The 26,914-nt window shown below is 48.0% G+C and carries 17 protein-coding genes; 13 read left to right on the top strand and 4 right to left on the bottom strand.

Translation table 11 applies throughout. The features are described from left to right. Nucleotides 1-79: 79 nt before the first annotated feature. From PHW04_13500 to PHW04_13485, 4 genes are all read left to right on the top strand, one after another. Nucleotides 80-6,028, top strand: coding sequence for an alpha-2-macroglobulin family protein (locus PHW04_13500; GenBank protein ID MDD2716903.1), 5,949 nt, complete (start codon nucleotides 80-82; stop codon nucleotides 6,026-6,028). Between the two features lie 355 nt (nucleotides 6,029-6,383). Further along, on the top strand, nucleotides 6,384-6,923 hold the full coding sequence (locus PHW04_13495; GenBank protein ID MDD2716902.1) for a hypothetical protein: 540 nt from the start codon (nucleotides 6,384-6,386) through the stop codon (nucleotides 6,921-6,923). Between the two features lie 635 nt (nucleotides 6,924-7,558). Continuing rightward, the gene (locus PHW04_13490) at nucleotides 7,559-8,683 is read left to right on the top strand and encodes a hypothetical protein (protein MDD2716901.1); all 1,125 of its coding nucleotides are present in this window, start codon (nucleotides 7,559-7,561) and stop codon (nucleotides 8,681-8,683) included. Nucleotides 8,684-8,950: 267 nt separating this feature from the next. Then, nucleotides 8,951-9,670, top strand: coding sequence for a DNA alkylation repair protein (locus PHW04_13485; GenBank protein ID MDD2716900.1), 720 nt, complete (start codon nucleotides 8,951-8,953; stop codon nucleotides 9,668-9,670). 220 nt (nucleotides 9,671-9,890) lie between these two features. On the opposite strand, the gene PHW04_13480 is transcribed toward PHW04_13485, so the two are convergent. The 3 genes from PHW04_13480 to PHW04_13470 all read right to left on the bottom strand — a co-directional run bounded on the left by PHW04_13480 (nucleotide 9,891) and on the right by PHW04_13470 (nucleotide 14,803). Beyond that, nucleotides 9,891-11,324: a S8 family serine peptidase gene (locus tag PHW04_13480; protein MDD2716899.1), complete on the bottom strand. Its 1,434-nt coding sequence runs from the start codon at nucleotides 11,322-11,324 to the stop codon at nucleotides 9,891-9,893. Between the two features lie 78 nt (nucleotides 11,325-11,402). Continuing rightward, a complete protein-coding gene (locus PHW04_13475; protein ID MDD2716898.1) occupies nucleotides 11,403-13,079 on the bottom strand; it encodes a peptide-binding protein in 1,677 nt (558 codons plus the stop codon). A gap of 53 nt (nucleotides 13,080-13,132) precedes the next feature. After that, nucleotides 13,133-14,803, bottom strand: coding sequence for a peptide-binding protein (locus PHW04_13470; protein ID MDD2716897.1), 1,671 nt, complete (start codon nucleotides 14,801-14,803; stop codon nucleotides 13,133-13,135). Nucleotides 14,804-14,931: 128 nt separating this feature from the next. Here PHW04_13470 and PHW04_13465 point away from each other — a divergent pair, with 128 nt between their 5' ends. The 3 genes from PHW04_13465 (at nucleotide 14,932) to PHW04_13455 (ending at nucleotide 18,680) form a co-directional block, all read left to right on the top strand. Continuing rightward, on the top strand, nucleotides 14,932-15,603 hold the full coding sequence (locus PHW04_13465) for a tetratricopeptide repeat protein (GenBank protein MDD2716896.1): 672 nt from the start codon (nucleotides 14,932-14,934) through the stop codon (nucleotides 15,601-15,603). Between the two features lie 19 nt (nucleotides 15,604-15,622). Continuing rightward, entirely contained in the window at nucleotides 15,623-17,938 is a 2,316-nt protein-coding gene (locus PHW04_13460) for a carboxypeptidase regulatory-like domain-containing protein (protein ID MDD2716895.1), read from the top strand. 85 nt (nucleotides 17,939-18,023) lie between these two features. After that, entirely contained in the window at nucleotides 18,024-18,680 is a 657-nt protein-coding gene (locus PHW04_13455; protein MDD2716894.1) for an ATP-binding cassette domain-containing protein, read from the top strand. Nucleotides 18,681-18,927: 247 nt separating this feature from the next. On the opposite strand, the gene PHW04_13450 is transcribed toward PHW04_13455, so the two are convergent. Then, nucleotides 18,928-20,355 carry an RtcB family protein gene (locus PHW04_13450; protein MDD2716893.1) on the bottom strand — a complete coding sequence of 476 codons (1,428 nt, stop codon included), beginning with the start codon at nucleotides 20,353-20,355 and terminating at the stop codon, nucleotides 18,928-18,930. A gap of 137 nt (nucleotides 20,356-20,492) precedes the next feature. On the opposite strand from PHW04_13450, the gene PHW04_13445 reads away from it, so the two are divergent. The 6 genes from PHW04_13445 to PHW04_13420 form a co-directional block, all read left to right on the top strand. Further along, a complete protein-coding gene (locus PHW04_13445; protein MDD2716892.1) occupies nucleotides 20,493-22,343 on the top strand; it encodes an ABC transporter substrate-binding protein in 1,851 nt (616 codons plus the stop codon). Between the two features lie 13 nt (nucleotides 22,344-22,356). Beyond that, nucleotides 22,357-23,241, top strand: coding sequence for a VWA domain-containing protein (locus PHW04_13440; protein MDD2716891.1), 885 nt, complete (start codon nucleotides 22,357-22,359; stop codon nucleotides 23,239-23,241). Next, nucleotides 23,238-24,818, top strand: a complete 1,581-nt coding sequence (locus PHW04_13435; protein MDD2716890.1) for a phosphate ABC transporter substrate-binding/OmpA family protein — start codon at nucleotides 23,238-23,240, stop codon at nucleotides 24,816-24,818. The genes PHW04_13440 and PHW04_13435 overlap by 4 nt, the downstream gene beginning before the upstream one ends. Before the next feature lie 185 nt (nucleotides 24,819-25,003). Beyond that, nucleotides 25,004-25,732, top strand: a complete 729-nt coding sequence (locus tag PHW04_13430; protein MDD2716889.1) for a hypothetical protein — start codon at nucleotides 25,004-25,006, stop codon at nucleotides 25,730-25,732. Between the two features lie 60 nt (nucleotides 25,733-25,792). Beyond that, the gene (locus PHW04_13425) at nucleotides 25,793-26,356 is read left to right on the top strand and encodes a hypothetical protein (protein ID MDD2716888.1); all 564 of its coding nucleotides are present in this window, start codon (nucleotides 25,793-25,795) and stop codon (nucleotides 26,354-26,356) included. Between the two features lie 32 nt (nucleotides 26,357-26,388). Next, the coding region (locus PHW04_13420; protein MDD2716887.1) for a hypothetical protein at nucleotides 26,389-26,914 on the top strand (526 nt) is incomplete at its 3' end.

The raw sequence follows: 26,914 nt of genomic DNA, 5'->3' as shown, positions 1-26,914 counted from the left end.
CATCCCTAATAGACCCTTGAGGTTTGTATGTTAGTAAGTTTGTACGTCAGTAAGTTGAAGATAAATTCAGGAGGATTAAATGAAGAACCTCTCGATTTTGTGTTTGCTGGCTTTTGTGCTGTTTAACTTCAAACTTTTGAACGCAGGGAGTCTCTGGGATGAAGTCGAGAAAGCTAAAAAGGATGGCCTGCCTAAATCGGCGATCACAGTTTTACTGCAGATCGAAAAACAGGCCCTTGAAAAAGGGGACAGAGTAGAAGCCCTGCGAGCGATCACGACCAGAATCGTGCTGGAGAGCAATATTGAAGGGAACCATCCGGAAGAAAAAATCACGAGGATTGAAGCAGAGATTACCAAGGCTCCCCAGGGAGTGAAACAGCTTCTGGAACTGATCCAGGCCCGCTGGTTCTGGCAGTACTATAGCCGCAACCGCTGGAGATTTCTGCAGCGGTCTGCTACGGCTTCTCTGGACGAGGTTGATTTCACCACCTGGGATCTTCCAAAGCTGTTCAATAAAATCGACGCAGTATATACAGACGTGCTTTCCCAGAAGGAATATCTGAAGACAGTCAAAACAGAGGATTTTTCAAAGTTTCTGGATAAAGGGAATATGGACCCTGCTTTGCGCCCTACGCTCTATGATTTTGCTGCTGCCGAAGCCCTGATGTTCTATGAGGCTGACGATCAGAGCATTGCCCAGCCTGAAGATGCTTTTGTACTGGAAGGAACTTCTGACGCTTTCGCAGACCTTGACAAATTCCTGAAATTTGATCCGCAGACAACTGATGTCAATTCTCCGCTGCTTAAAGCACTCAAGCTTTATCAGGAACTGCTTGCCTACAATCAGTCCGGGAATATCCCAGGTCTGGTGGACAACGACATCAAACGGCTCCTGTTCATTAAAAACAAGGGCAGCGGACAGGACCTGGACAAGACGCTGATGGAAAGGCTCACTGTGATCGCGACCGAATACAAAGATCAAGCGCCTGCGAGCACTGCTCTTTATCAGATCGCTGAACTTCTCTTTTCGGAAGGCGATTATGTCAAGGCTTATGCGACTGCAGTCTCTGGCAGAGACCTTCACCATGACTCTCCTGGAGCTGCCAACTGTTCAGCGCTGATTTCAAGGATCACAGCCAAGGAACTGGATATAGAGTCTGAAAAAATAGTTCCTCCCGGCACTTCCAGCCTGAAGATCGAATACAGAAACTGTGATCATATCTATTTCAGAGTCGTTGCTGACGACTGGGCACAGGTGCTTGAAGAACGCTGGGCTGAACTGGAAAACTATGCCTATGACAGGACTGAGAAACTCCTCAAAAAAAAGCCCCTGCTGGAATGGGAATGCAAGCTTGAACCAACTCCTGATTACAAGAAAAAAATGGTGATCAAGGAGATTCCGGCCCTCAGCGAAGGGTATTACCGGGTGATAGCGAGCTACAATCCTGAATTCATCCAGAGCGGCAACATCGTAAAATTCGCTTCCCTCTGGGTCAGCAAAATGGGGCTGATCACAAGGCCGCGGAAAGAACTGCTGGAAGGCATGGTGACCGATAATCTCAGCGGAACTCCGCTTAAATCGGCTTCTGTTACAGTCTATCAGCGGGACCGCAACGGCCTGTATAAAAAATGGAAGGAAACCGAGACCAGTGTTGATGGAATTTTTTCAACCGCTCCCGGCGATCGCGGGGAGCTGCTGATTTTAGTTAAAAATGGAAAAGACGAACTGGTCAGTGGTCCTTATTATTGTGGCTATTTGGGAGACAAACCGGTTTATGAAAGCGTGCTTTTCTTTACAGACCGCTCTCTTTACAGGCCGGGACAGAGCATCTATTTCAAGGGCATAGTCTTCAGCATTGACCAGAAGAACGACGAATACAAAACTATTCCGGAACGACAGGTAGCTGTAGTTTTCCGGGATGCTAATTATCAGGAGATAGAGCGGCGTACCTTCAAGTCCAATCAATTCGGAAGCTTCACCGGGACCTTCACCGCACCCTCGGGCAGATTGACAGGCGCGATGTCCATATCAGCCGACAGCCCTCCCGGCACCGCCATGGTCAGAGTCGAGGAATACAAGAGACCCAAATTCTATCTGGAAATGTCGCCGCCTGAAAAAGCGGGAAAACTGGGCGAACAGGTGACTCTGAAGGGGAAGGCACTGGCATACACAGGCGCTCCCATCGATTCCGCAGCAGTGAAGTTCAAAGTGACCAGGCAGGCCCAGATGCCTTCCTGGTGGTACTGGTGGGGATTCGACCTGCCTCAGTCAGGTGCGCAGGAGATCGTCCATGGCAAGCTCAAAACAGGAACTGACGGTACTTTCTCAGTGACCTTTCTCGCAAAACCTGATCCTCTGATCCTGGAAAAAGACAATCCCACCTTTATTTACACTGTCTCAGCAGACTGCACTGATTCAGCGGGTGAAACAAGGTCTGCCTCTCTATCAGTGCGGCTCGGCTTTGCAGCCCTTGAACTGACTCTTTCGGCAACTGAATGGTTAGAGGAAGACAATCAGTTCGACCTGAATCTGAATGCTGCAAGTCTGGACGGCGTGAGTGCCGATTGTGAAGGAAAACTGACTGTCTATAAACTCTTGGAACCGGAAAAACCGGTCAAAGCGCAACTTTTCAAATGGAGTTACTGGTACAGGGAACTGAACGAGCCCAATAAGTCCGATTACCGGCTCTGGGAGCGGGGAGAATCCGTGCGTGAATCCGGTTTTTCCAAGGAAAAAGACAAAGCTTTCAGCACGAAGTTTGCGCTTCCGGCGGGTGCATACACGATCGTGGCGACAGGAACTGATCCTTTCGGCAAAAAAATAGAAACAGCCCTCCCGATTCTTGTGTTCGCAGCAGGAGCCAAAAAATTTCCTGTCAAAGTGCCGTCATTTGACTGCGTCAGGTCCGAAAACCTGCAGGTAGGCGACACACTGGAATTCGTGTGGGGTACCGGATACGACAAGGGACAGGCCTATCTGGAAATCGAACAGGACGGTAAAATCCTGCAGAAATTCTGGACAGACGCGAGCGAGACTCAGAGACGCCTGACCATGGGAATCGATGAGAAGCTGAGGGGCGGATTTACTGTCCATGCCACCTTTGTCCAGGAAAACCGGGCTTACCTCGTTTCCCGCCAGATCAATGTTCCCTGGGACAACAAAGACCTGTCTCTCAAGTTTTCCACCTTCCGCTCGGTTCTCAAGCCAGGGCAGGAAGATGAATGGAGCGTTGAAATCAAGGGACCGGGAGCTGAGGCAGCTGCTGCGGAAATGGTGGCTACTCTCTATGATGAATCCCTGGATGCCTTCTATCCCCATTTCTTCCAGGATTTCAAAAACTACTTCCGGCTGCATCAGAGCAGCCTGTTCCCGGTTTTCACGAATCAGCAGGTAGCTTTCTACAATTTCTACAACGAATGGAACACATATGTTTCAGGCTTTACACCTGAATACTGGCGCTTTTCCAATGAGCTGACCGAGGATTATTTCGGGTACGAGATGATGCGGGGATCAGTGAAGATGAAAGGCATGGCCAGGAAAGAAGACTCGGGCGGGAGGTTGGAAGAGAAAGAAATTGCTTCTGACAGCATGCTGGCAGCCCAGGCTCCTGCTCCTTCTTCAGCCGCTCCGGGAGAAGCACAGAAAAAGGAAGGGACCGCATCAGACAAGGGAGCTGTCAACGGACCCGAATCACCTAAGCCGGACCTGAGCAAGGTTTCTGCCCGGAAAAACCTCAATGAAACAGCCTTCTTCTTCCCGCAGCTGACCACTGACAAGGACGGGGCGGTGTCCATCAAGTTCCAGATGCCTGAAGCGCTTACCAGCTGGAAATTCATGGCCATGGCTCATACCACTGATCTGAAGTCAGGACAGCTGAACGGCAAGACAGTCACCAGGAAAGAGCTGATGGTGCAGCCCAATGCCCCGCGCTTCATGCGGGAAGGCGACATCCTGGAATTCACAGCCAAGGTCACAAACATGACCGCTGATACCGCAGAAGGAGTGGTGAAACTGAGCCTCGCAAATGCTGAAAGCCTTGCTTCAATGGATACTGATTTCGGAAACATCGAATCTGAGAAGAAATTCTCGATCCCTGGCAATCAGTCGCTCGGGTTTTCCTGGAAGATCAAAGTCCCCAATTACATCGGAGCCCTGCAATATAAAGTAGTGGGCGCTACCGACAAATTCTCCGATGGGGAAGAGGGAATACTGCCTGTGCTCTCCCGCAGGATTGAAGTGCGGGAATCGATTCCGCTCTGGATCAGGGATGCAGGCAGCAGGAAATTCCAGTTCAAAAAGATCGCAGAGTCCGCTACATCCGAAACACTGGTCAATCTCGATTATACAGTCCAGATGGCGTCCAATCCGTCCTGGTATGCTGTGCAGGCGCTGCCCTACCTGATGGAATTCCCCTACGAATGCTCGGAACAGGTCTTCAACAGGCTGTACGCCAATGCGCTGGCAGCCTACATCGCCAATTCAGACCCCAAGATCAAGCGGATCTTCGACCAGTGGAAGGGCACCAAGACTCTCACTTCGAACCTGGAAAAGAATCAGGACCTGAAGAATGTCCTGCTCCAGGAAACTCCCTGGGTCTGCGAGGCGAAGAACGAAACCCAGGCCAAGGAAAAGATCGCTGTACTGTTCGATGATAACTGCACCAGGGCCTCGCTGCAGAGCGCCATGTCCAAGCTTGTGAACATGCAGCTCTCGGACGGGGGCTGGCCCTGGTTCCCTGGCGGCAGGCCGGATGCATATATTACCATGTACATTGTAACCGGCTTCGGCAGGCTGGAGCATCTAGGAGTGAAGGTGGATACTGCCTGTGCGGTTAAAGCACTGGATTTCATCGATCACTGGCTGGTTAGAACATACGAGGAAATCAAGCGTTATGGGCATCTGGAAGAAAATCATCTGAGTTCCACCATAGCCATGTATCTATACGGACGAAGCTTTTTCCTCAAGGACAAGGAGATCCCTGGCTTCGCCAAAGAAGCATTTGATTATTTCATGGGACAGTCCAGGAAATACTGGCTGCAGCTTGACAGCCGCATGTCACAGGGTCAGCTTGCTCTAGCTCTCAACAGATTCGGGGAAAAAGAAACTCCGCAGAAAATCGTGAATTCGATCCGGGAACGCAGCAAATCCGATGAAGAGCTTGGCATGTACTGGCGGGAAACCGAGCTTTCCTGGTGGTGGTACAGGGCTCCGATCGAAACCCAGGCCATCATGATCGAACTGTTCGATGAAGTGGCCAAAGACGACAAATCCATGGAAGACTGCAAGGTCTGGCTTCTGAAGCAGAAGCAGACCCAGGACTGGAAAACCACCAAAGCTACGGCTGATGCGATTTATGCCCTGCTGCTGCGCGGCACGAATCTGCTCGCATCAGACAAGATCGTGACAGTTAAGCTGGGTGGAGAACCTGTGGTTCCCGTCTCAGTGGAAGCAGGCACTGGATTCTATGAAAAGCGCTATTCCGGCTCTGAAGTCAAATCCAATTTCGGAGATATCGAAGTGGTGAAGGAGGACAAGGGCATAGCCTGGGGCGGCTGCCACTGGCATTATCTGGAAGACATGACCAAGGTCACCCCGCACGAGACGAATCTGAAGCTTCACAAGGCGGTTTTCGTGGAACGGGACACCAAGTCCGGCAAAGTGATCGAGCCGTTCAAGGACGGGGATAAACTGGAAGTGGGTGACAGGCTCAAGATCAGGATCGAATTGAGGACTGACCGCGACATGGAATATGTGCATCTGCGCGACATGCGCGGATCAGGCACTGAGCCTGAAAACGTGCTTTCCCAGTATAAGTACCAGGACGGCCTGGCTTACTACGAAGCCACCAGGGACACTGCCACGGATTTCTTCATCGATTACCTGCCCAAGGGAACGTACGTATTCGAATACAGCCTGCGGGTACAGCTGAAAGGCGAATACCAGACCGGCATCGCCAATATCCAGTGCATGTATGCACCTGAATTCTCGAGCCATTCCGAAAGTTTCATGTTAAAGGTCGGCGAATAGGGAATATTTGTAGGGGCACCCTTTACGGGTGCCCGAACTGCAATGGAATCCGGAATTGTGCCAGAATCATCATGTGAAAATGGTAAATCGCCTGGAGTTCGGGCAACGGTGAACGTTGCCCCTACGGGGATTATCATGCGATGAACATCGTAGGGGCACCCTTTACGGGTGCCCGAACTGCAATTGAATCATCCAAGGGGAATCCTAAAACCATGGATACAAACAATTGAAAAAAATCCTGAAACGCAGATCCATCCGTTTGAAGGGATTCGATTATTCGCAGGATGGCGTGTATTTCATTACAATCTGTTCATGCAAACGGGAAAATCTTTTCGGAGAAATTCTGCACGGGGAAATGACCCTGTCAGGCATAGGAAAAATCATTATCCAGGAATGGATGTCGTTGCCAAAGCGGTTTCCGGAAATTTTATTGGATGAATCGATCATCATGCCAAACCATTTTCATGGGATAATTATCATTGGGACATCGATGAATTCAACAATTGAAATACCGGTAACGATTGAATCATCGCCTGGAGAACGGGCAACGGCAAGCGTTGCCCCTACGAGGGATGATCATGTGATGAACGCCGTGGGGGCACCCTTCACGGGTGCCCGAACTGCCATTGAATCATTAAAGGACCCAACCATTTCATTAGGGAAAATCGTTGGTGTATTCAAATCTTTATGCGCAAGAAAATGTCTGGCTGATTTCAAAACAAAACACCCAGGTAAAGAAATGGGGAAAATCTGGCAGAGGAATTATTACGAGCAAATTATCAGGGAAGAGGATGAAATGACCAGGATCCGGAAATACATCGCAGACAATCCTGCACAATGGGAAACCGACACGGAAAATCCCTCATCCAGTAAATACAAATTACTGAAAAGATGATATAGTTTTCAGTATAAATTATGCACACTCTTAACACTAAATTCATATTCTCTAGACTAATAATCATGCTCTGGTTTCTCCTAACCAATTTTCTTTACGCTGACGGCATAGTTTTAAGTGAAACCAACGATGGTTCCTTGATGACGCCAATCAATGAAAATGAGCAGAGAGGCGCTATTTTCATGAAAAATGGCCGCGAAAGGCTCGTAATCAGCGTTGATTTTACAGCCGCGACCGCGGAATCCGCTGTCTGGATTTTTCCTGTACCTGGAGGAACGAATGAGGTCCAAGCTTCGATTGCTGATAAATTTCCCATTTTTCATGGGAAAAACATGTTTCCAGTTTCCAAGTATGAATTCAAGGAAACATTTTTTGAAATGAGATTCCATCAATTTCTGACATTACCGTTGGAAATTTTTCATGTTATTGTTACAGCAACGCTTGGAACAGCGGCTTCCGGGAATGATACTGAATATCAATCAGTGCAAAAAGAGGAAAAATACGGACTGCACCTTGAACTTGTCAAAACAGAAACTTCCAAAGGACTGGAATCGTTTTTCAATGACAGGGGAAGAAAATCTCCGGCTGACTCAGAAAAGCTCTTCAAAAATTACTTAAACTCCAGCTATTTTCTTGTGATCTGCTGGATCGATTCCCGCGAAAAATTGAAGCAATCTTTTCCAGCTACAGATACAGGATTATGGGAAAATCGAACACCATGTATTGAAGTAACATTTCCCTCAAACATGCCTTTTTATCCGATGGGACTGACTGCGAATTATGGTGAACTTATAATACCTGTCAATCTATACCTAAAGGATGCTTATGGAGTTGAAGATTTTTCCTGGATGCATGGTCTGGTAAAACTAGATTATTTCTGTAATCCCGGATTGTTACCATTTAAAGGTATTTACACAAGGTGCAGAATCAATCTATCGGCAAAAGAGTTCCGAACAGATTTGCGATTTAGCCATGTTTCGGCCTGGTTTTACTTCAAGGCATCCATACATTATCTGTTTAGGATGATTTTCAGATTTGATTTTTGTCTTTTTCTTTTATCTTGTATTTCAGCCGGTCTGGCTGGATTGCTCCTCAAGCGCAGCTTTCAAAAAAGCATTGGTTACGGTGTTACTAATTATTTTGGGGCTCCAGGTATTTATCTGGCTGCCAGATTCAATGGACTGGACGGGGAAAATGACAGAATTTCTTCGAAAGCATGGGGATTAGGGTTGATCTGCTATGCCCTGGCTTTTGCTTATGTGGCCTGGGATGCGTATCAGATGTCAATCGGAATGGGAGACGCAAATCTTCCCCTTCTTTTAAGAATTTTTGGCAAGAGTCCAGCCATGTCTCTTGCCATGTTCCTGCCAGTACTGATATTCGGGTTGAAGGATTACAACAACAAGACATTCTACTATAGTATTGGAATAACAATAGCTTGTTTTCTTGCTGTCGTGGGCGGTAATAATGATTCACCAGCAATGATAATACTATCTTACGGAGTTTTAGCCATCACCGCCTTGAATGCCTGGAAATTCAAAGGCTTTTCCTCATTTTTATGTATTGTGATAATCGGGATGATTCTGAACATTTCTATGATTATTGTGAAAGATATTTCCATGATGATTTTCATTTGTTTGTTTTTGCATCTGATATTTTCTGCACTTAAAAACCGATTTGTCCTATACACCAGTCTGATTTTTCTGACCCTGACATTCCTGGTGCAGGCTGTGGCAGGGTATTTAATGTTTGTGGAATGATCTATTGGATTGAATCATCGCCTGAAGAACGGGCAACGGCAAGCGTTGCCCCTACGGGGATTATCATGCGGCAAACATCGTAGGGGCACCCTTCACGGGTGCCCGAACTGCAATGGGATCGTCAAATGGAAATTCAATAACCATGGATTTGGCCAATGTTTTCGTTGGATTATGGGCAACGGTAGAATCATCGCCTGGAGAACGGGCAACGGCAAGCGTTGCCCCTACGATGTTTAATCATTGTTCTGATTCTGATAATATTTAACAATGAAAAATATCATTGATGAAATTACGGCATTGTTGAAATCCCAGGCAGATCCAAAGGTTGCTGCCAATTACGAACAGTATTTCAAAAAGGTGATCAGATTCCACGGTCTGAAGACCCCGGAAATCAGAAATCTTTTTTCTGAATATTACTCAAAAAGCATTAAAACGATGCCTTTTGACGAGCAAATAGAGCTAGCTTACAGGCTTTTCGAGTCAAAATATGCTGAGGAAAAATCCTTTGGAATAGGGATATTGAAGAAAAATCTGAAAAAGCTGGATCATTCACACATAAAAGACTTTGAGCCGATCATTGATAAACATATCTATGACTGGGGTACCAGCGACAGCCTGTCCGGCAAGATCATTTCCAGGATGATCGAAGCTCATCCTGAATACGGGAAATTACTGATCCCCTGGAAGGACGCAAAATGTCTCTGGCGTCAGCGTTCCGCTTGCGTGAGTTTCGTGAATGTCGCTCGATTCGGCAAACACAATGATACGATCATAAAAATAGGCTCAGCCTGCGTGAAAAATCCTGAGCGCTTCGTGCAGCTTGGACTTGGCTGGATGCTCAGGGAACTGAGCCTTGCCGACCTTGACCTGACCATTAAATTCATCAAGGCAAATTACAGGCATTTCTCAAGAGAAGGGCTGCGTTACGCCATTGAAAAAATGGAACCTGATCTAAGGCAGGAAATGCTGGCTTTTAAATTGCGGTAAATCATTTACATTGGTATTTTTTGAATCATTGATTTATTCAATGGTAGTTCGGGCACCCGTAAAGGGTGCCCCTACGATGATCATCGCATGAAAATCCCGTGTAGGGGCAACGCTTGCCGTTGCCCGAAATCCAGGCGAATGATCAATGTTATTTGTGGAATCATGGGTTGGTTAATCATGGTGGTCGGGCACCCGCGAGGGGTGCCCCTTGGATTATTTTTCAGAACACTATCTTGAAATACAGTTCCTTTTCAAATTCTGACCCGAAGCGCAGCTGCTCCCCGCCGCGGAAGGCTTTGGACTCAGGCACAGCCTGGAAAGCCTTGGTTACAGCTTCCTCAAGTCCGGCACCTTCAGACATGGCCCTGGCGGCTGATGCAGCCCGTTTCACGTTGATCATGCCGCCAGAGCGCACTTTACCCTCCAGCCAGGGTTTCTTGTCCACAGTGGACAGGATGACTTCCTTGAGCTTTTCCGCTGTGAGCGAGGGATTCGTAGCGAGTACCACTGATGCGTAACGCACAGCCAGCGGAGCTGCCTGCGAAGTACCGCTCATGCGGCCCATCTTGCCGCCCGGATAGGATGACAGCACATTCACGCCCGGAACAGCCACGTCTACTTTCTTGGGACCCCAGGTGGAGAAATTGGCCAGGGATTTATCGCCGTTGGTAGCCGCCACCACAAGCTTGCAGCCTTCAGCGACATCAACCGGAAGGGATTTGTAATTGTCTGTATTAAAGGGAGTGTTGCCTGCCGCGATTACGATCAGGGAGCCGTTCAGGTTTTTGAAAAGTTCAGCTCCTGACGGCAGAAGCGCTTTTTCCACGAACAGGTTCGTCATTTCGATGACTTCTGCAGTAGTCGCTTTTTCATAGCCGAGCTGCGGCATCATCTGCTGCACTGTCTTGAAGAGGGAGACAAAGTCTGAACCCCAGGAGCAGTTGACTATTTTCATGCCCTGGCCTGCCAGATATTTTCCCTCTGCAATCATTTTTTCAGCTTTGCTCTGGCCCACTTTTTCAAGTTCTGCCACGATTTCCTTGAAGTTAGGATTATCCTGAATGCCACGCCATTCGGCCCGGCCGTTCCCTCTGGAATTTGAGGAGACCGCAAAGCAGACCTGCCCTACGGCTTCATCGATATCTATTAATGCGCTGGCTCCCAGCCCTGCCTGGGAGATGCCTCTGATCACGACCGGTGAAGATTCGCCGGCAGTGATGCCGCCGACATGGGTTCCATGCGCCCATTCAGCTGTTGACGTTACTTTTGCCATGAACGCATCATCCTCAGCTTTTTCCTTCAGGTACTTCTGATCGTCAGCGCCGAGTCCGGCCATGCCTACTTCCTGAAATTTGCAATAGATTTCCATGAAATGGAGGATTTCGTCGTAATTCGCGGGTGCGAGCGCGAGATCCACAAGCTGGGAGCTGTTATCATTGAAATTCCAGCCGAAAATATCGTCTACATAGCTGTTTTTATCATCGTCAACATCTTTCTGGCCCGTGAATTCCGGATTATGCTTGTCAATCACCCGTTTCAGCAGATCATGGGTGAAATCAGTGCCTGAATCCAGGACTCCGATCCTGATTTCAGCAGTGTCAGCGGCATAAATTACAAAGGAAAATAATAGAATCAAAATCACGGATAGCTTCATACTCCCTCCATACTGAATACTCTAAATAATTCTCTTACGTACAATTTTATTATATCTGAAACAGATCTCAAAAGCAAATCAATATTTTTGCATTCCCTTGGGCACATACCATTTTTCCAGATTGTATGTGATGCCTGCAGGTGCCACTGTGATGCCGTGGATGCGTTTGTCCAGCGCATAGATGTTGTCAGCGACAAATAGGAAAATATAGGGCTGTTCCGTAGCGATGATCGCATGAAATTTATGGTAGATCTGTTTCCGCTTCTCAAGATCAAAGGTGGTCCTACCCTCTTCCAGGAGTTTGTCGACTTCCGGATTGCTGTATGAGGTGAAATTGTCGCCTACCTTGCCTTTTTCCTTATCTGTGATTGCCGAAGAATGCCACATGGAATACGGGTCAGGATCTCCGGTCAGGTCGCCCCAGCCCAGGAAGGCGATATCGAATTTTTTATAGTCGAGCAGGTCGTTGAAGACTCCCCATTCCACGATCTCCAGGTTGACTTTGATCCCGACTTTTTCCCAGAGGCTCTGGATCAGGCTCCCTGCAAGCTTCCTGGTCTCATTGCCCTTATTGGTCGTGATGGTGACGATGAACTTCTGGTCATTCAGTTCCAGTATGCCGTCCCCGTCCCTGTCTGTCCAGCCCGCTTCAGTCAGCAGTTTCCTGGCCTTCTCCTGGTCAAACGGATAGGGTGCAATGCTTTTATCATAGGCCCAGGATGAAGGGATAAACGGGCCGCTGGTTGCCTGGCCATAGCCGTACAGGATATCGTCGATGATCAATTTCTTATCTGTGGCGTAAGAGAGAGCCTGGCGCACGCGCTGATCCTGGAAAATGGGCTTGGTGAGGTTGAATCCAAGGTAGCTATAGGCGTCACTCGGGTAACGGTAGACATCGAATTTGTCAAGAAACTCAGCAGACTGAGCCTGTTTCTTATACTGGTCAGGAGTCAGAGGCATCATGTCAGCCTCACCTTTGAGAAGGGAAAGAAAGCACATCGTGGGGTCAGGAATCACTTTGAAAATAAAACGGTCCAGATATGTCCTTCCCGCGAAATAATCCTTGTTGGTTTCCAGCAGGATCTGCTCGTGAGGAGACCATTCCACGAATTTGAATGGACCAGTACCGACCGGACAGCGATTGTATTTACTGGTGTTGATATCATCTTTTTCATAGATATGCTTGGGAATTATGCCTTCCTCCCAGGCATAGAGAGCCGGGGCAAAAGGTTTGGAATAAATAACTTTCACGCGATAGGGATCTATTACTTCCAGGGTTTTTACCAATGCAAAGCTTTCCCTGTCATAAGTCTGGGTTTTTGGATCCATGATTTTATCATAGGTGAATTTGACGTCTTCAGCCGTGAATTCAACACCGTCGTGCCAGCGCACGCCCTTTTTCAGCACAAAATCGAGCTCAAGTCCATCCTTGCTGACAATGTATTTTTCTGCCAGATCCGGTTCCAGTTCGAGGTTTTCATTTTCACGGAGAAGACCATTGAAAACGAGGTCGGTAATCACTCCGGACGGAACGTCTGGAGTCAGGATCGGATTCAGGATTACCGCATCAGCAAAAGTAGCCCGGACTAGCGTGTCACCGTATTCCGGAGACAGGGAAATAGTGTCTTCCTTGACTTCGACAGTCTGCTCAATTGGAGGAGGCAGTTGAGGTTGTGGGTTAGAGGGTGGTACATCTTTGGAACACCCGATTAAAAAATAAACAAAAATTGCCAGAATTATGAATAATCTATTCATTCCCGCCTCGCAAAACAGCTTAACAGATTCAGGGCAGGTAAGCAAAAAGGAGGTCAATACTTCTGAAACTGTTTTGGAACATACCATCCCTGGATGTTGTATCTGATTCCAGCGGGTGCCACTTCGATTCCCATCACTCTGTTGGAAACCGCGATGATGGTATCCTGCGAAAAAAGGAAGACATAAGGCTGGTCTTCGCTGATGATCCGGTGAAATTCATGGTAGATTTTCCTGCGTTTTTCAAGCTCAAAGGTGGTTCTGCCTTCCACCATCAGCTTGTCTGCTGCAGGGTTAATATATGAGCAGAAATTGTCGGCTACGAATCCCCTCGCTTTGTCAGGGATCACTGAGGAATGAAAACGGCTGAACGGATCAGGATCAGTCCGGTGTGACCAGCCCATGATCAGTGCATCGAAGGACTTGTAATCGCAGACATCCATCAGCACGCCCCATTCCACGAATTTCAGGCGTACATTCACGCCGATTTTCTTCCAGTCATCCCGGATCAGACTGGCGGCCAGTCTGCGCATTTCATTGCCGTTGTTTGTGACCAGCTCGAAATCGAACTTTTTACCCCCGCGCTCCAGAATTCCATCTCCATCCAGATCTTTCCACCCTGCCTCTGAAAGCAATGCCCTTGATTTTTCAATGTCAAAGGGAAGAGGCTTGACCGTATTGTCGTAAGCCCAGAAAGAAGGAGGAAAGGGACCTGAAAGAACCATTCCCATGCCATAGAGGACATTATCTATGATCGCCTGCCTGTCAGCGGCCATCGTAAGTGCTTGGCGGACAGACTTGTCGGAAAACAGCGGATTGGTCAGATTGAATCCGAGATAGGTATATAAAGTAGAGGGATAGCGGTAGACATTGAATCTGCTTAAAAAATCACCGGTATTGGCCTTTTTCACATACTGGTCAGGAGTCAGTTCCATCATGTCCGCTTCCCCGCGCAACAGGCAGAGAAAAGCCATGGAAGGGTCAGGGATGTTTTTGCAGATATATCGGTTGAGGTATGGACGGCCTCCGAAATAGTCCTGATTTCCTTCCAGGATGATCTGCTCCTGAGGCTTCCACTCCACGAATCTGAAGGGACCGGTTCCTATCGGAGCCCTGTTGTAGCGGCAGCTGTTGATCTCTTCACTGGCATAAAGATGCTTTGGTATGATGCCGATTGTCCAGCCGCAGAGCGCTGGAGCGAATGGTTCGGAATATTCTACTCTCAGAGTCAGCCTGTCCAGCACTTCAACGGTGCTCACCAGTGTGAAATCATCCCTGACATAGGTCTGAGTTTTGGGATCCATGATTTTTTCATAAGTGAATTTGACATCATCTGCAGAAAAAGGAACACCATCCTGCCATTTGACTCCATCGCGCAGATGGAAAGTAATGGCTCTTCCATCGGCCCGTGTTTCCCAGGTTTCAGCAAGATCCGGAAGAATGTCATAGTATGGACTTTCCTTCACCAGGCTTCCGAAAATCAGCTGGGAAATTCTTCTGGAAGGAACGTCAGCGATTAACACTGGGTTCAGAGTGACAGCGTCTGATAGATAGATTTCAATCAGGGAATCTCCATAAGCTGGAGAGAGACTGGTTTCAGAGGTCTGGGTTGAAACGTTAGAAACGGACGGGAAGATCTCTTTGGGTTGCATAGAGATTTCCTGCCTGGTGCCGCATCCCTCTGCGAAGATAAAGATTCCTGAAATCAGAATAATGTATAATTTCATTCTTCCTGCCGAAACAATTCTATGGGAAGCAATGAAAATTAAAAAGAAAACACTTCAAAAATACCGCTTGACCAATTAAATCTTCCCTGAATATACCGATACAAAGAAAAAACAGGACGGAGTTTCAGATGAAAAAATATATCCTTCTGCTGTATTTGGTTGCCACACTGTTTATTCTGGCTTCATGCAACCAGGATGTGAAGGAAACCTCCGATTATCTATACAGCAGAGCCAAGTTTTATGAGTATCAGGGGAATGATGTGCTTGCCATCAGCAAGATTGAAAAAGCTCTGGAAAAAGACCCGAACAACGTGGAAATGCTCTTCAGACTTGGAGGTCTTTACACCAGAAAGGGAATGTATGTCAAAGCCGAAGCAGCCTATAGCAAGATCCTGGCTGCTGATGCCAAGAACTACAAGGCATATATCTGCATGGGAAATCTGTCGTATTACAGGGAAAAATATAATGATGCGGTCGCATACTGGAAGAAAGCCGTGGAAATAAATCCGGATCTCAAGCGGGAATACATCACTGACTACGACAGCATCGGAATGAACGTGGTGATGCAGCCATATTCAGTCGTAGAGAACGACAAATGGAAAGAAGACGCCGGAGTGACAAAAATTGATTCCACGATGTCCAGAGCTTACGGAGTGTTGGGGGAAATGTATTTTAACCGCGGCCTGTATGACGAAGCCGTCAAAGAATGGGAACGGGTGATCAAGATGGCTCCCGGAAGTTTCGAATCCAAGCAGGCAGAAGAAAATATTAAAGAAGCCAAGAAAAGAATTAAAAAATAAACAAAGAAGGAGTATGCGTATGACCCTGGTAAAACGACTGATAATGACCTTTCTGCTCTTTCTTCTGAGCGTATTCATCGGCTGCTCAGGCGGGAGCAGCACTTTGAACGGAACTCTGGTGGGTAATGGTGTCGTGGCCGGCAGAGCCACTGTGACCAACGGTGGTTCTGATTACAGCAATATCGTGATTACCCTTGATCCGGAGGCGGATTCCGGGCAGGTACTGGCTGCAGCAGAACGCTACGAAAGGGCTGCGCGCCGCAGTCCGTCTTTCAAGGCGAATCTGCAGAAAAAAATGGCCTCTGCCTCTGCCACTAGCACACTCCAGGCCAATACCAACACTGACGGGAATTTCACGATCTCCAAGGTTCCGTCCGGCACATATCTGGTCAAGGCATACAAACCAAAATATGTACAGAATGCCACTCCTAATGTGGACGTGAAGCCTGATCAGGTCTCAACAGTGAATGTAGCACTGGAATCACCCGGCACTCTGACCGGAAAAGTGATTTTACAGGGCGAATCCAATTCAGGCGGGGTGATCTGCTATCTCACGAATCAGAATTTCGTGCTCTCAAACGACAGCGGCAAGTTCACTTTCGATTCCCTGCAGCCAGGCACCTATGAGATCACGGTCAAGGAATATGGTTTTGAAACCTACAAGCAGGTTGTGCTGATTGAAAAGAACAAAACTAAAGACCTGGGTGAGATTGTTCTGGAAAAGATCGCTTCACAGAGCATTTTCGGTGCGATCGCCGGAGAGGTCAGAAGCCAGAATCTGTCCCCACTTTCCAGCGTGGAAGTGACTGTAAAGGAACTGCCTCAATTTACGACAGTCACAAATTCAGTCGGAAATTATCTGTTTGAAAATCTGCCGGCTGGAAAATATACCCTGAGATTTGAATATCTCTACTGGATGCAGGAAGTTGAAAACGTGTATGTGCAGAGTAAGCACAATACGCAGATCGACCCCACTTATTTTGACCTGACCAAACCAGAGCTTGGCATCATCGACGGGAAGATCTTTCCGGCAGCACCCAGTATGGTGAGTATTCAGAAAACAGGTGTGGAAATCACCTCCAAAATATTGAACAATGGGACATTCTATTTCCCGATTGAACCAGGTACATACGATCTGGTGATAATTTCAGCAGGCTTTGTGACCAATACCAGTGTAAAAGGCCTGATCGTGGAGGTCGGTAAGACTTCCAAGGCAGACATCACTCTGAGCCCTGCCCCAGGAAAGCTCATGGGTACAATCGTGGATGGAACCGGTGCACCTGTTCCGAACGTGCAGGTGGATGCCAGCGGCAACAAGGTTTTTTCCGGCTCTGCCGGCACATTCCTTTTTGAGAATATGCCGCCCGGCACCTATTCTTTCACTTTCTCCAAGACTGGTTATCAGATCAACAAGCTGCCTGGCACTCAAGTGCTGATTTCAGGTGAAAATAAAGACCTGGGCAGGATAGTGCTCAACAAGATGCCCAGAAATTCAGTGATTGCAACTCTTAATCCTGACTATACACCAGGTAAAGTCACTGTTTCGAACAGCCTGCTTTATGTGCTCGACCAGTCCCATGACTTGATTCATCTCTATGACAAGAACACTCTGGAGGAAATGGGCACGATCGCCACTGGAAAAAATCCGCAGCATATCCTCGTGGATGACAACTATATCTATGTTGCGAATAAATGGGCAAATACAGTCAGTATTTTCAGAAAAGACACAGGAGTGCTTTTCAAGGATGTGGAAGTCGGGGTCTACCCGGTGTTCCTGACTAAAGTCGACAATCAGCTGCTGGTGACCAATTTCGGCAGCAACACTGTCTGCACGATCAGCCTTTCCAATTATCAGGTTACTGATTCTATGGCCTGTTCAAACGGACCTGTCAGAGTGGAAAAGATCAGCGGCAAGATTTACGTGCTCTGCCAGCTTTCCCAGATACTGGAAGTTTACGCCGCAGACACGCATGCCAAACTGGCACAGGTCCCTGTCGGACTGGAAGCTTCGGACATGGTGAAAACCGACAGTTATCTGGTGATCGTCGACTCAGGCAGCGACAATCTGATAAACGTCGCCTTGAGCAACGATTCACTATACAACACCCTGTCTTATGGCGGTACGCCGGTGGCTGGCGTACTTGCAGGTTCCACTGTTTACATCTCGGCAAGCGGCAATGGATTCCTGTACGAGATTTCACCAACATCCCTCACGATGAGCGACAGTATCAATCTGGGTGCAGGCATTGAGCAGCTTTATTACGAAGACAGTACTGGGAACATCTATGTGTCAGATCCGACTCTGCGCAAGGTTTTTCTGGTTAATTCGAGGTAGTGGCGGTTTCAAACCGCCAACATTCTCTTGCTTTCTGAATATGTTCGTAGAGACGTGCCATGGCGCGTCTCTACACAGATGATAAATGATATTGATAAAAGCTGAAAGTATTTGCAAAACATACGGATCAAAATCCGTTATCAAAGATGTTTCACTGGAAATCAGCAGGGGTGAAATTCTGCTGGTCAAAGGTGAATCTGGAGCCGGTAAGAGCACGCTGATGTATTTATTATCTCTGCTGGAAGCTCAGGATTCAGGGAGAATCCTGATAGAGGATACCGAAGTTTCCCGGGGAAAATGGGATGCAGTCCGCAGACAGAAATTTGGATTTCTGTTCCAGGATCTGTTTTTGATGGAAGATCTGAATTGTTACGAAAATCTTTATCTGCCACTTGCGGTGTCCGGAAAATTCAAGGAGAAGCACTGGAAGGAAATGGCGAGGGTGTTCCTGGAAAAAACCGGGATTACCCAGGAAACAGCAAGGCAGCATGTCAGGATGCTGTCCGGCGGCGAGCGCTCCAGGATCGCCTTTATCCGCAGCGTGATCCATGAGCCTCTGATCTGTTTCTGCGACGAACCGACAGGCAGCCTGGACCAGGTGAATGAAAGAAAGATCGTGGAACTTGTGAAAAAAAGCCGGCAGGAGCGAGGAACCGGATTCGTAATCGTAACGCACAGCAAGGCTTTCGATGGTTTCGCGAGCAGAATATTAGAGCTGAAAGATGGAAAGTTAAGTAGTTAGTATGTCAGTAGGTTAGTATGTTGGTATGTTGAAGAAATACGGAAATATTTATTAACCTACTAACCTATCCGAAGCTGTTTCAAAATCCGTTCTGCGGATTTTGTACAGCTACGGACCTACCAACATATAAACATAATTGGGGTTACGCATATATAAGCTGAAGGCGTGGAGCGATCCGCGCCTTCGTGCTATGGGGTCAGGTCTTGAAAATTAGCGTTAAAACGCTAATTTTCAAGACCTGACCCCACTAACCCTTGATCACCACCATCGGCACGAATCTGGCAATTTTTACAGCCAGGCCGGCTTTTTCCACTACATCCACTACTGTATCTATATCTTTATAGGCATCAGGCATTTCTTCAAGCAGTCCTCTTTTTGAATGACCGAAAATAACAATGCCTTTCTGCTCCAGATCTCGCATCAGGCTGGTAAAATCGAGTTTCCTGGTCGCTGCTTTACGGGAAAAAAGGCGGCCTGCGCCGTGGCAGACAGAATTGAAGGTTTTCTGCGTGATTTCAGGCTTTCCCACCAGCAGATATGAAGCAGTACCCATGCTGCCGGGGATGATGGCAGGCTGGCCGATCGGGCGGTAGCATTCCGGAAGCAGAGGATGCCCTGGAGGCAGGGCTCTGGTGGCGCCTTTCCTGTGTACGCAGTACTGGCGCGTTCTGCCATTGATTTCGAATTCCTCGAATTTGGCGATATTGTGGCAGACATCATAGATCAGTGAGAGCCGCAACCCAGGGAACATCCGCTGCAGGGTCTCCTCGGTCAGAAATGACAGGAGCTGGCGGTTGACAAAGGCATAATTGGCTGCCGCAGACATCGCTCCAAGATATGACCTGGCTTCATCCGAATCAAGAGCTGCATACGCAAGCTCCCGTTCAGGCAGCTCGATCTTCTCTCTATGCGCGTACTTGAGAAATTCAGCCAGGTAATCGTCACAGACCTGGTATCCAAGTCCGCGGGAACCTGAATGGATCATCACAGTGACCTGGCCGTCAGAGAGCCCGAAATGGCGGGCTGCTGCAGGATTGTAGATTTGATCCACACGCTGGATTTCGAGGAAATGATTGCCTGAGCCGAGTGTGCCGAGCTGGTCGAAGCCGCGCTTTTTGGCCCGCTCTGAAACTGAGTCAGGCTCGGCTCCGGTGAGGCATCCTCCGTCTTCGATCCTCTCAAGGTCGGACTGATCAGCAAACCCCTTTTTCACAGCCCAGCGGCAGCCCTGCTCCAGCACATTTTCCAGATCCCTGTCTTTGACAGTGTATTTTCCGCCGCGTCCGACTCCTGCAGGCACGAAACTCCCGAGCAGTCCGGAAATTTTCCCGGTTTCCTTCTCTATATCCCCAAAATGCAGCCCTGTGGCAAGAAGCCTTACCCCGCAGTTGATGTCATAGCCTACTCCACCCGGTGAAACTATGCCTTCGTCAGTATTAAAGACGCCCACTCCGCCGATGGGAAATCCATAGCCCTGATGCATGTCCGGCATGGCGAGCACAGGGTCGACTGCTCCCGGCAGTGCCGCCATGTTTACGAGCTGGTGCAGGGACTTATCTTTGCCGATCTGAGCGAGCTGGTCTTCGCGGGATACGACCACAGCATTCACTTTCATTCTGCCGTGCCGTTTCACCATGAAAAAATTTTCCGCGATCTTTTTTAATTCATAGTTCATACTGAAATGGTATCAGAAATCGTCGACCGGAGCATATATGTTTGATGTGTACTCAGGAAGCGGAGGTACTGTAATTTATCACTCTGATCTGATATTCTTTTAGTTATTAAAAAGTCTTTTGTAAAAAAGGAGAGAATATGACAAAGCAGACATACACATTAATTTTCAGCCTGCTGCTCTGCCTGGCAGCTGGCGCTGATACCTTTGACAGCCTGGTCGGTCCTGTGACTGTCGGTAACTCCCCTGCATCCGGCAGAATCAGGATCCCATACATCACCTGGGGCGGCGACATCGCCACTTTTTATGCGAATGGCGGACTGACCACCACCAAAGATTCCATTTTCGGAAAGCTCGGACTGGACATCGAACTCTTTCCGGGCGATGATTTCATCGGACAGGTGAAGGAATACCTGGCCGGGAAAACACCGGCTCTGAGAGGCACATTCCAGATGATAGGAATGTGCTCTGAGACAATCGGAGCAAACCAGAAAACTAAAACCCATGTCGTGATGCAGCTCACCTGGTCTACAGGGGGCGATAATCTCGTGGTCAGACCAGGCATCAAAAATCTGAATGACCTGAAAGGCAAGAAATTCGTGCTCCAGAAAGAAGGACCCCACGTCGGAATGCTGGACGACGTCCTGGAGTCTGCCGGACTGACCTGGGACGATATCAAAGTAGTCTGGGTGGACAATCTGGGATCAGGACCTGGGATCAAGGACAACACCTATCCAGCCAGCAAATTCAGGAACGACCCGAGCATTGACGGCGCCTTTGTAATCAGCCCGGATGTCACCGGCCTGACAGGAGGAGTCGAAAACACCGGTTCAGGAGCTGAAGGTACTGTTAAAGGGGCGCGGGTGCTGATGAGCACCAAGCAGCTGTCCCGCTCGATCGCAGATGTCTATGGCTTCAGGGATGATTTTTACAAGAGCAATTTCAGCTTTGTGGAAAAATTCGTGGCAGGCTATCTGATGGCCTGCGAAGAACTGGTTAAACTGATGAAAATCTATGAAAAGTCCGGCAGCCCCGAATACACTGCAATTCTAAAAATGGCGCAGAAGATTTACGGCGAGGACTGGTTCCCAACTCTCGATGACGTGCACGGGCTGATTTCAGACTGCAGCTTCGTCGGTCACCCTGGAAACGTGGTCTTTTTCACGGAAAAGAACAATCTCAACGGTTTTGATGCTTTCCATGAGAAATCCCTCAATCTCGCTCTGAAACTTGGCTATGCCAGGACAAAATCCGGTTTTTTTCCTTCCGGACTGGATTATGATTCCAAAATTTTCAAGGAAAATCTTTCTACCATCAAGACAGCGGCTGAACTCACCAACAGGGAGAAGTTCAATGCTGAAGCCGTGGAAAAACAGGTTCTGGCCTTGAACGAAGGGACTCTAGACGAGAATACGCTTCTGACCTTCACCATCAATTTCGAGCCCAATCAGACCGAATTTTCAGAAGCTGCCTACAGCCAGGATTTTCAGAAGGCAATCACCCAGGCCAGCAAGTTCGCCGGTGCGATCATGACTGTGAGGGGACACTCGGATCCGACTCTCACGCTTCTCAATGTAATCAACGCAGGCCTGAAAAAGGGGATCATCCAGAAAACCGGCTCCTCTGGAAACTACACTTACTACCTGAACGGCAAAGTGCTGGATCTTTCACAGACAAAAAATCTGATCGACTCAATCATGTCCGGAGCTTTCGATGGGGTACCTGAATCCAATCCGCGCGACACGATGCAGGCTGCCGTTAATCTGTCCAGGCAGAGAGCAGAGTCAGTGATCAAAGCACTGGAAAAGTTCGCGGAGAAAAAGGGGCTGGCTATAGACAAATCGCAGATCACGCCGATCGGAGTGGGAATCAGGGAGCCCATCATCCCCAAGCCGAAGGACAAGGGAGAAGCCCAGGTTAACATGCGGGTGGAATTCAGGCTGGTCAAAGTTTCCAGCGAAGTTACGAAAGATACTGATTTTGACTTCTAAATCTGGAGGATGGATGACCAGAAACCATTTGCTGGCAGTTTTCCTGCTTTTTTCCTTCTGTGCCAACGCTGGCGGTTCATATCAAGATAATGTGGTGATCGTGCTGGACGCGTCAGGATCCATGAATGATTCCATGAAGGGCGGTGTCAAAATTCAGGTCGCCAAAGACGCCCTCAAACAGGTTCTGCCTACGATTCCCGATACTACAAATATCGGTTTGCTGGTATTTTCAGCGGGTAATTGCAAGGACTGGATCTTTGAACTGGGGCCTAAAGACAATCAGAAGCTGATGGCTGCAATTGATCTCCCCAAACCATACGGAAACACTCCCCTCGGTGAATATATGAAAATCGGGGCTGACAGGCTGCTGGAACAGAGAAAGCTCCAGAACGGATATGGAACATTCAAAATGCTGATCGTGACTGATGGTGAAGCCACCACACCGGAAGTGGTGAAAAAATATCTGCCCGACATCCTGAGCAAGGGCATCACGATCGACGTGATCGGCGTTGATATGAAAGCAAAGCATATCCTGGCAAATTCAGCACATTCCTATCGGACAGCCGACAATCCCGAGGAATTGAAAAATGCGATCAGGGAAGTCTTCGCCGAAGTGGGCGGCGGGACAGACACTGCTTCCCTGCAGGAGGCTTTCGCATCCATTGCCCCACTGCCTGACGAGCTGGCCAGGGAAATCGTCAAGAGTTTGAGTGTGAGCGGCAACGAACCGATCGGAGAGAATGCAGCTGTTGAAAATTCAGAAAAAAGTGACCAGCCCGGGTCAGGCAGTTCTCCCGGCAAACAGGTTCGGAAAGTCGATGAAGATAATCCCTGGGCCGTAGTCTTCATGATCATTGTTTTCATGTATCTTTTCCGTAAAATGGGAGGGCGAAAATGAACCCTTCAGGAAGTTCCGACCGATCTGCTGAACGGATCGGGAAAATTTTTGTGCTGTTTCTGATGATTGCAGCTCTGGCTCTGGCTGGAAAAAAATTTATCATGCCCTATTTCAATTCGCAGATTGTGGAAAAAACCTCGACAAAATCTATCTACAGAAAAGAAATCAGAATTGCCCACGATTCATTTCTCGGATATGCGGTACTGCGCTCGGAAGATGTTTTTAAGGAAATGTCTTCCAAGGGTGTGCTGCTGTCCTTTGAAAATGATGAGGCGAATTATCAGAAAAGAATAGAAATGCTCAGGGATGGCAAGGTTGATCTGGCGGTATTCACGATTGACGCATACATCAAATCCGCGTCTGTGACAGGGGGAGACTTTCCCGGCTCCATTATTGCAGTGATTGACGAGACTGTAGGCGCGGATGCCATTGTCTCCTATAAATCAACCATTCCTGCTCTGCCTGATTTGAACGATCCGGGCGTGAAATTTGTCTTCACTCCTGATTCACCGAGCGAAACCCTGGCCAGGATTCTGAAGGCTGATTTCAATCTCCCTCTGCTTTCTGCAAAATGGTACGAAACAGCCAATGGAGCAGAAGACGTTTATAAAAAACTGAGCCAAAACCCCGGCCGGAAAGAAGCTTATGTCCTCTGGGAACCATATGTCTCAAAAGCCCTGGAAAACTCAGCAATCCAGATTCTCTTTGACTCATCCAAAGTGCGTGGTTATATCGTGGATGTATTGATCGCCAACCGGAAATTTTTGATCAATGAGCCGGATCTGCTCAATGATCTTCTCAAGTCATATTTCAAGGCTCTCTACCATTACCAGTCATCACCGGATTTACTGACCGACCTGCTTGTGCACGACGCAAAAAATCAGAACCAGCCCCTGACCCGTGATCAAGCCATTGTAATCTCCAGGAAGATCAGCTGGAAAAACACATTGGAAAATTACGCGCATTTTGGAATCCTTAAACAAAAGACCAGCCTGCTGCACCTTGAGGATATGATCAGAAACATCACCGGTGTTTTAATCCAGACCAATGGGATAAGCAAAGACCCCACTCAGGGTAATGTTGCCACTATTTTTTTTGACGGGTGCCTGAAAAGCCTGCAGCAGGAAAATTTTCATCCTGCCAGAAAGCTCAACATTGTAGCAGACGGCACTTCATCTTCTGAGGAAATTCTCGCAGAACAGGAACCGCTCAGGGAACTTACTGATGAACAATGGTCTCAACTGGTAACACTGGGAGAATTGCGGGTGGAACAGATTGCCTTTGGCAGGGGAAATGCTGAAATCACAGTCAGTTCAAGGTTGTATCTCGACAATCTGGCGGAGCGGCTGAAAACTTATCCCTATTACTATTTAAAAGTCGTCGGGCATTCGATGGCCATAGGCGACAGAGACGCCAATCTGGCACTTTCCTCAAACCGGGCAAAGGCTGCGGCTGATTATCTGCAACAGCACGGGGTTTCTCCACAGAGGCTCAGGTCGATCGGCGCTGAACCTGCTGCCGGCACTGGAGGTTCGGCCCAGTCCGTGACCTTTGAACTTCTTCAGATGGCGTATTAGGCGGACTGTGCAGCATGAGACGGGAATTCACTGCATGTGGTTGGTATGTTAGTATGTTGGCAGGTTAGTAAGTTTATAAGATTGTAATAGTTCAAGCGACGCCTTCTCCTCTTAAAAACTTACCACCTTACTAACTTACCAACTTTTTTGCAAAATGACAGTTTTCTGGTGAAGGTGTTTTCTAAATGTTTAATGACAAGGATTTCCGCAAAAGAGTGTTCCTGAGGATCATGGCAGAACCTGCGAGCCTGTATCCGTCACTCGGAGGATTGAGCCTGCTTCTTCTGCAGTGGGGTTTCAATGTGGGAGAACCTGTGGTGACTTTTCTGGGTCTTGGCAGCCTGATCATCGGGTCAGGAATGTTTGGCATGAATCTGCTCTCCAGCACTAAATTCGCTGAACGGGTCTTTGAAGACATGCGGACTGAAGAACTTGAAGGGAAAGAACATGAACTGGACATACTGGATCAGGAACTGCGCAAGGACAACGACGCCCGCGATGAAAATCTGCTTTGCGAACTGCGGAACCTGAACAGACTGTTGAACGACAAAGCTCTCTGCCAGAAGAAAATCTCATCCATCACCTACAACGTGAACGAGCTCTATGATCATTGCGTCGGGCAGCTGAGGACTAACCTGAATCTGAGAGATGAACTCAGGCTGCTGGATCCTGCTTCAAAAGCTTATGAAGTGATCAGGGACCAGCGGGAGCGGATCATCGGCGATATCGGGCAGACAGTGGAGAATCTCAGGGACAGTCTGACCAAACTGCTGGCAATGGATGGTGAAGACGAGGAGAAATTCGTGGAATTGAACAATGATCTGGCGGATACTCTGGAGATTGCCAGAAAGGTGGATCTGGAGATGGAAGGATTGAAAAAAGGGGAAGGGATCCGCAGGAAGCGGAAAGCGTAAACTGCTTCATTTGAAAATCCATTCGACATGATATAAAATGTGAAAAAAACGGGAGGGATCATGAAGAAAATTCTATTGACCATACTGCTGCTTCAGTTGTGTCCGCTGTTTGCTGAAGGGACCTCTGAAGTGGCTCCAATCACCCCTGTGACGGCACCCAGGCCTGCAAGAATTGAATATCTTGGCATCCTGGATCTGGACGGAGTGAAGTACGGCCGCATTCTGTTTGTGGAGCAGAATGAATATACTCTCTTCAGGGAACGGGATTCCAATGAGATACTCGAAGCCTTAACTGTCGCCACTGATGAACTGACGCTCTTTGACAAAAAACTGAATATGAGACGGTTAGTCCGCAAACTTGATAATGTCGTATTGAACGACAAGGAAGCACTTCTGAAAAAAGCCCTGACCGGCCAGACAGGTATCCAGAAAAAAGGGACGCTGAAGGAATTCCTTTCTACCTACACCAACACCGGACTCCCGATCTATCTCACTCCTGCCATCGCTAAAACTGCCATTGATTTTTCTTTTGAGAAAATTTCTCTGGAAGAATTGCTCAAACAATTCTGCGGAAAGAGCGGGATCAGGATTAAAATCGACACTGATGCTGTTTATCTTTATTAAGGCCGACTTTATATTATCCGGAAGGAGAACACATGTTTGGAGCATTAGGCAAGTTTTTCAGGGCGCTGGGATATCTGGTCACCCTGCAATTCAACAAATTCACTGATGAATTTACGAACAGACCCGGAGTCGTCGGACTCAAGTACGACGAGATCATCAGGGATAAGAAAGGCCGGATCGACGAGTATATCAATGCAGTGACCCAGATTGAAGTCCTGCGGGAAAAAAGCCTGCAGAATCTGAAAAAACTCACCAAGGAAATCCAGGAATCCAAGGAAGAGCTGTCAGCAATCGTGGAAGAAGCGAAGAGCTGCACACCTGAAAGCGATGAGTATGTATCCCTGATGCAGGAATACAATGACATCAAGTCTACACTGGCGGAAAAGGAAGCCAGGATTGCGGACCTGGAAGCCAATGTGAACGCGTATGGCAAGAATCTGCAGGAGCACAAGCTCAACCTGCAGCAGTTGCTGAGGCAGGTGGAAGAGCTGAAAAAGGAAAAGGCTGACACTGTGGCTGATATGATCTCTGCCAAGGAAGAAGAAAAAATGGCCCGTG

It is taken from the genome of Candidatus Wallbacteria bacterium (assembly GCA_028687545.1).
In the GTDB taxonomy this organism is placed as follows: Bacteria; Muiribacteriota; JAQTZZ01; order JAQTZZ01; family JAQTZZ01; genus JAQTZZ01.
This window is presented reverse-complemented; position numbering and strand designations above follow the sequence as displayed.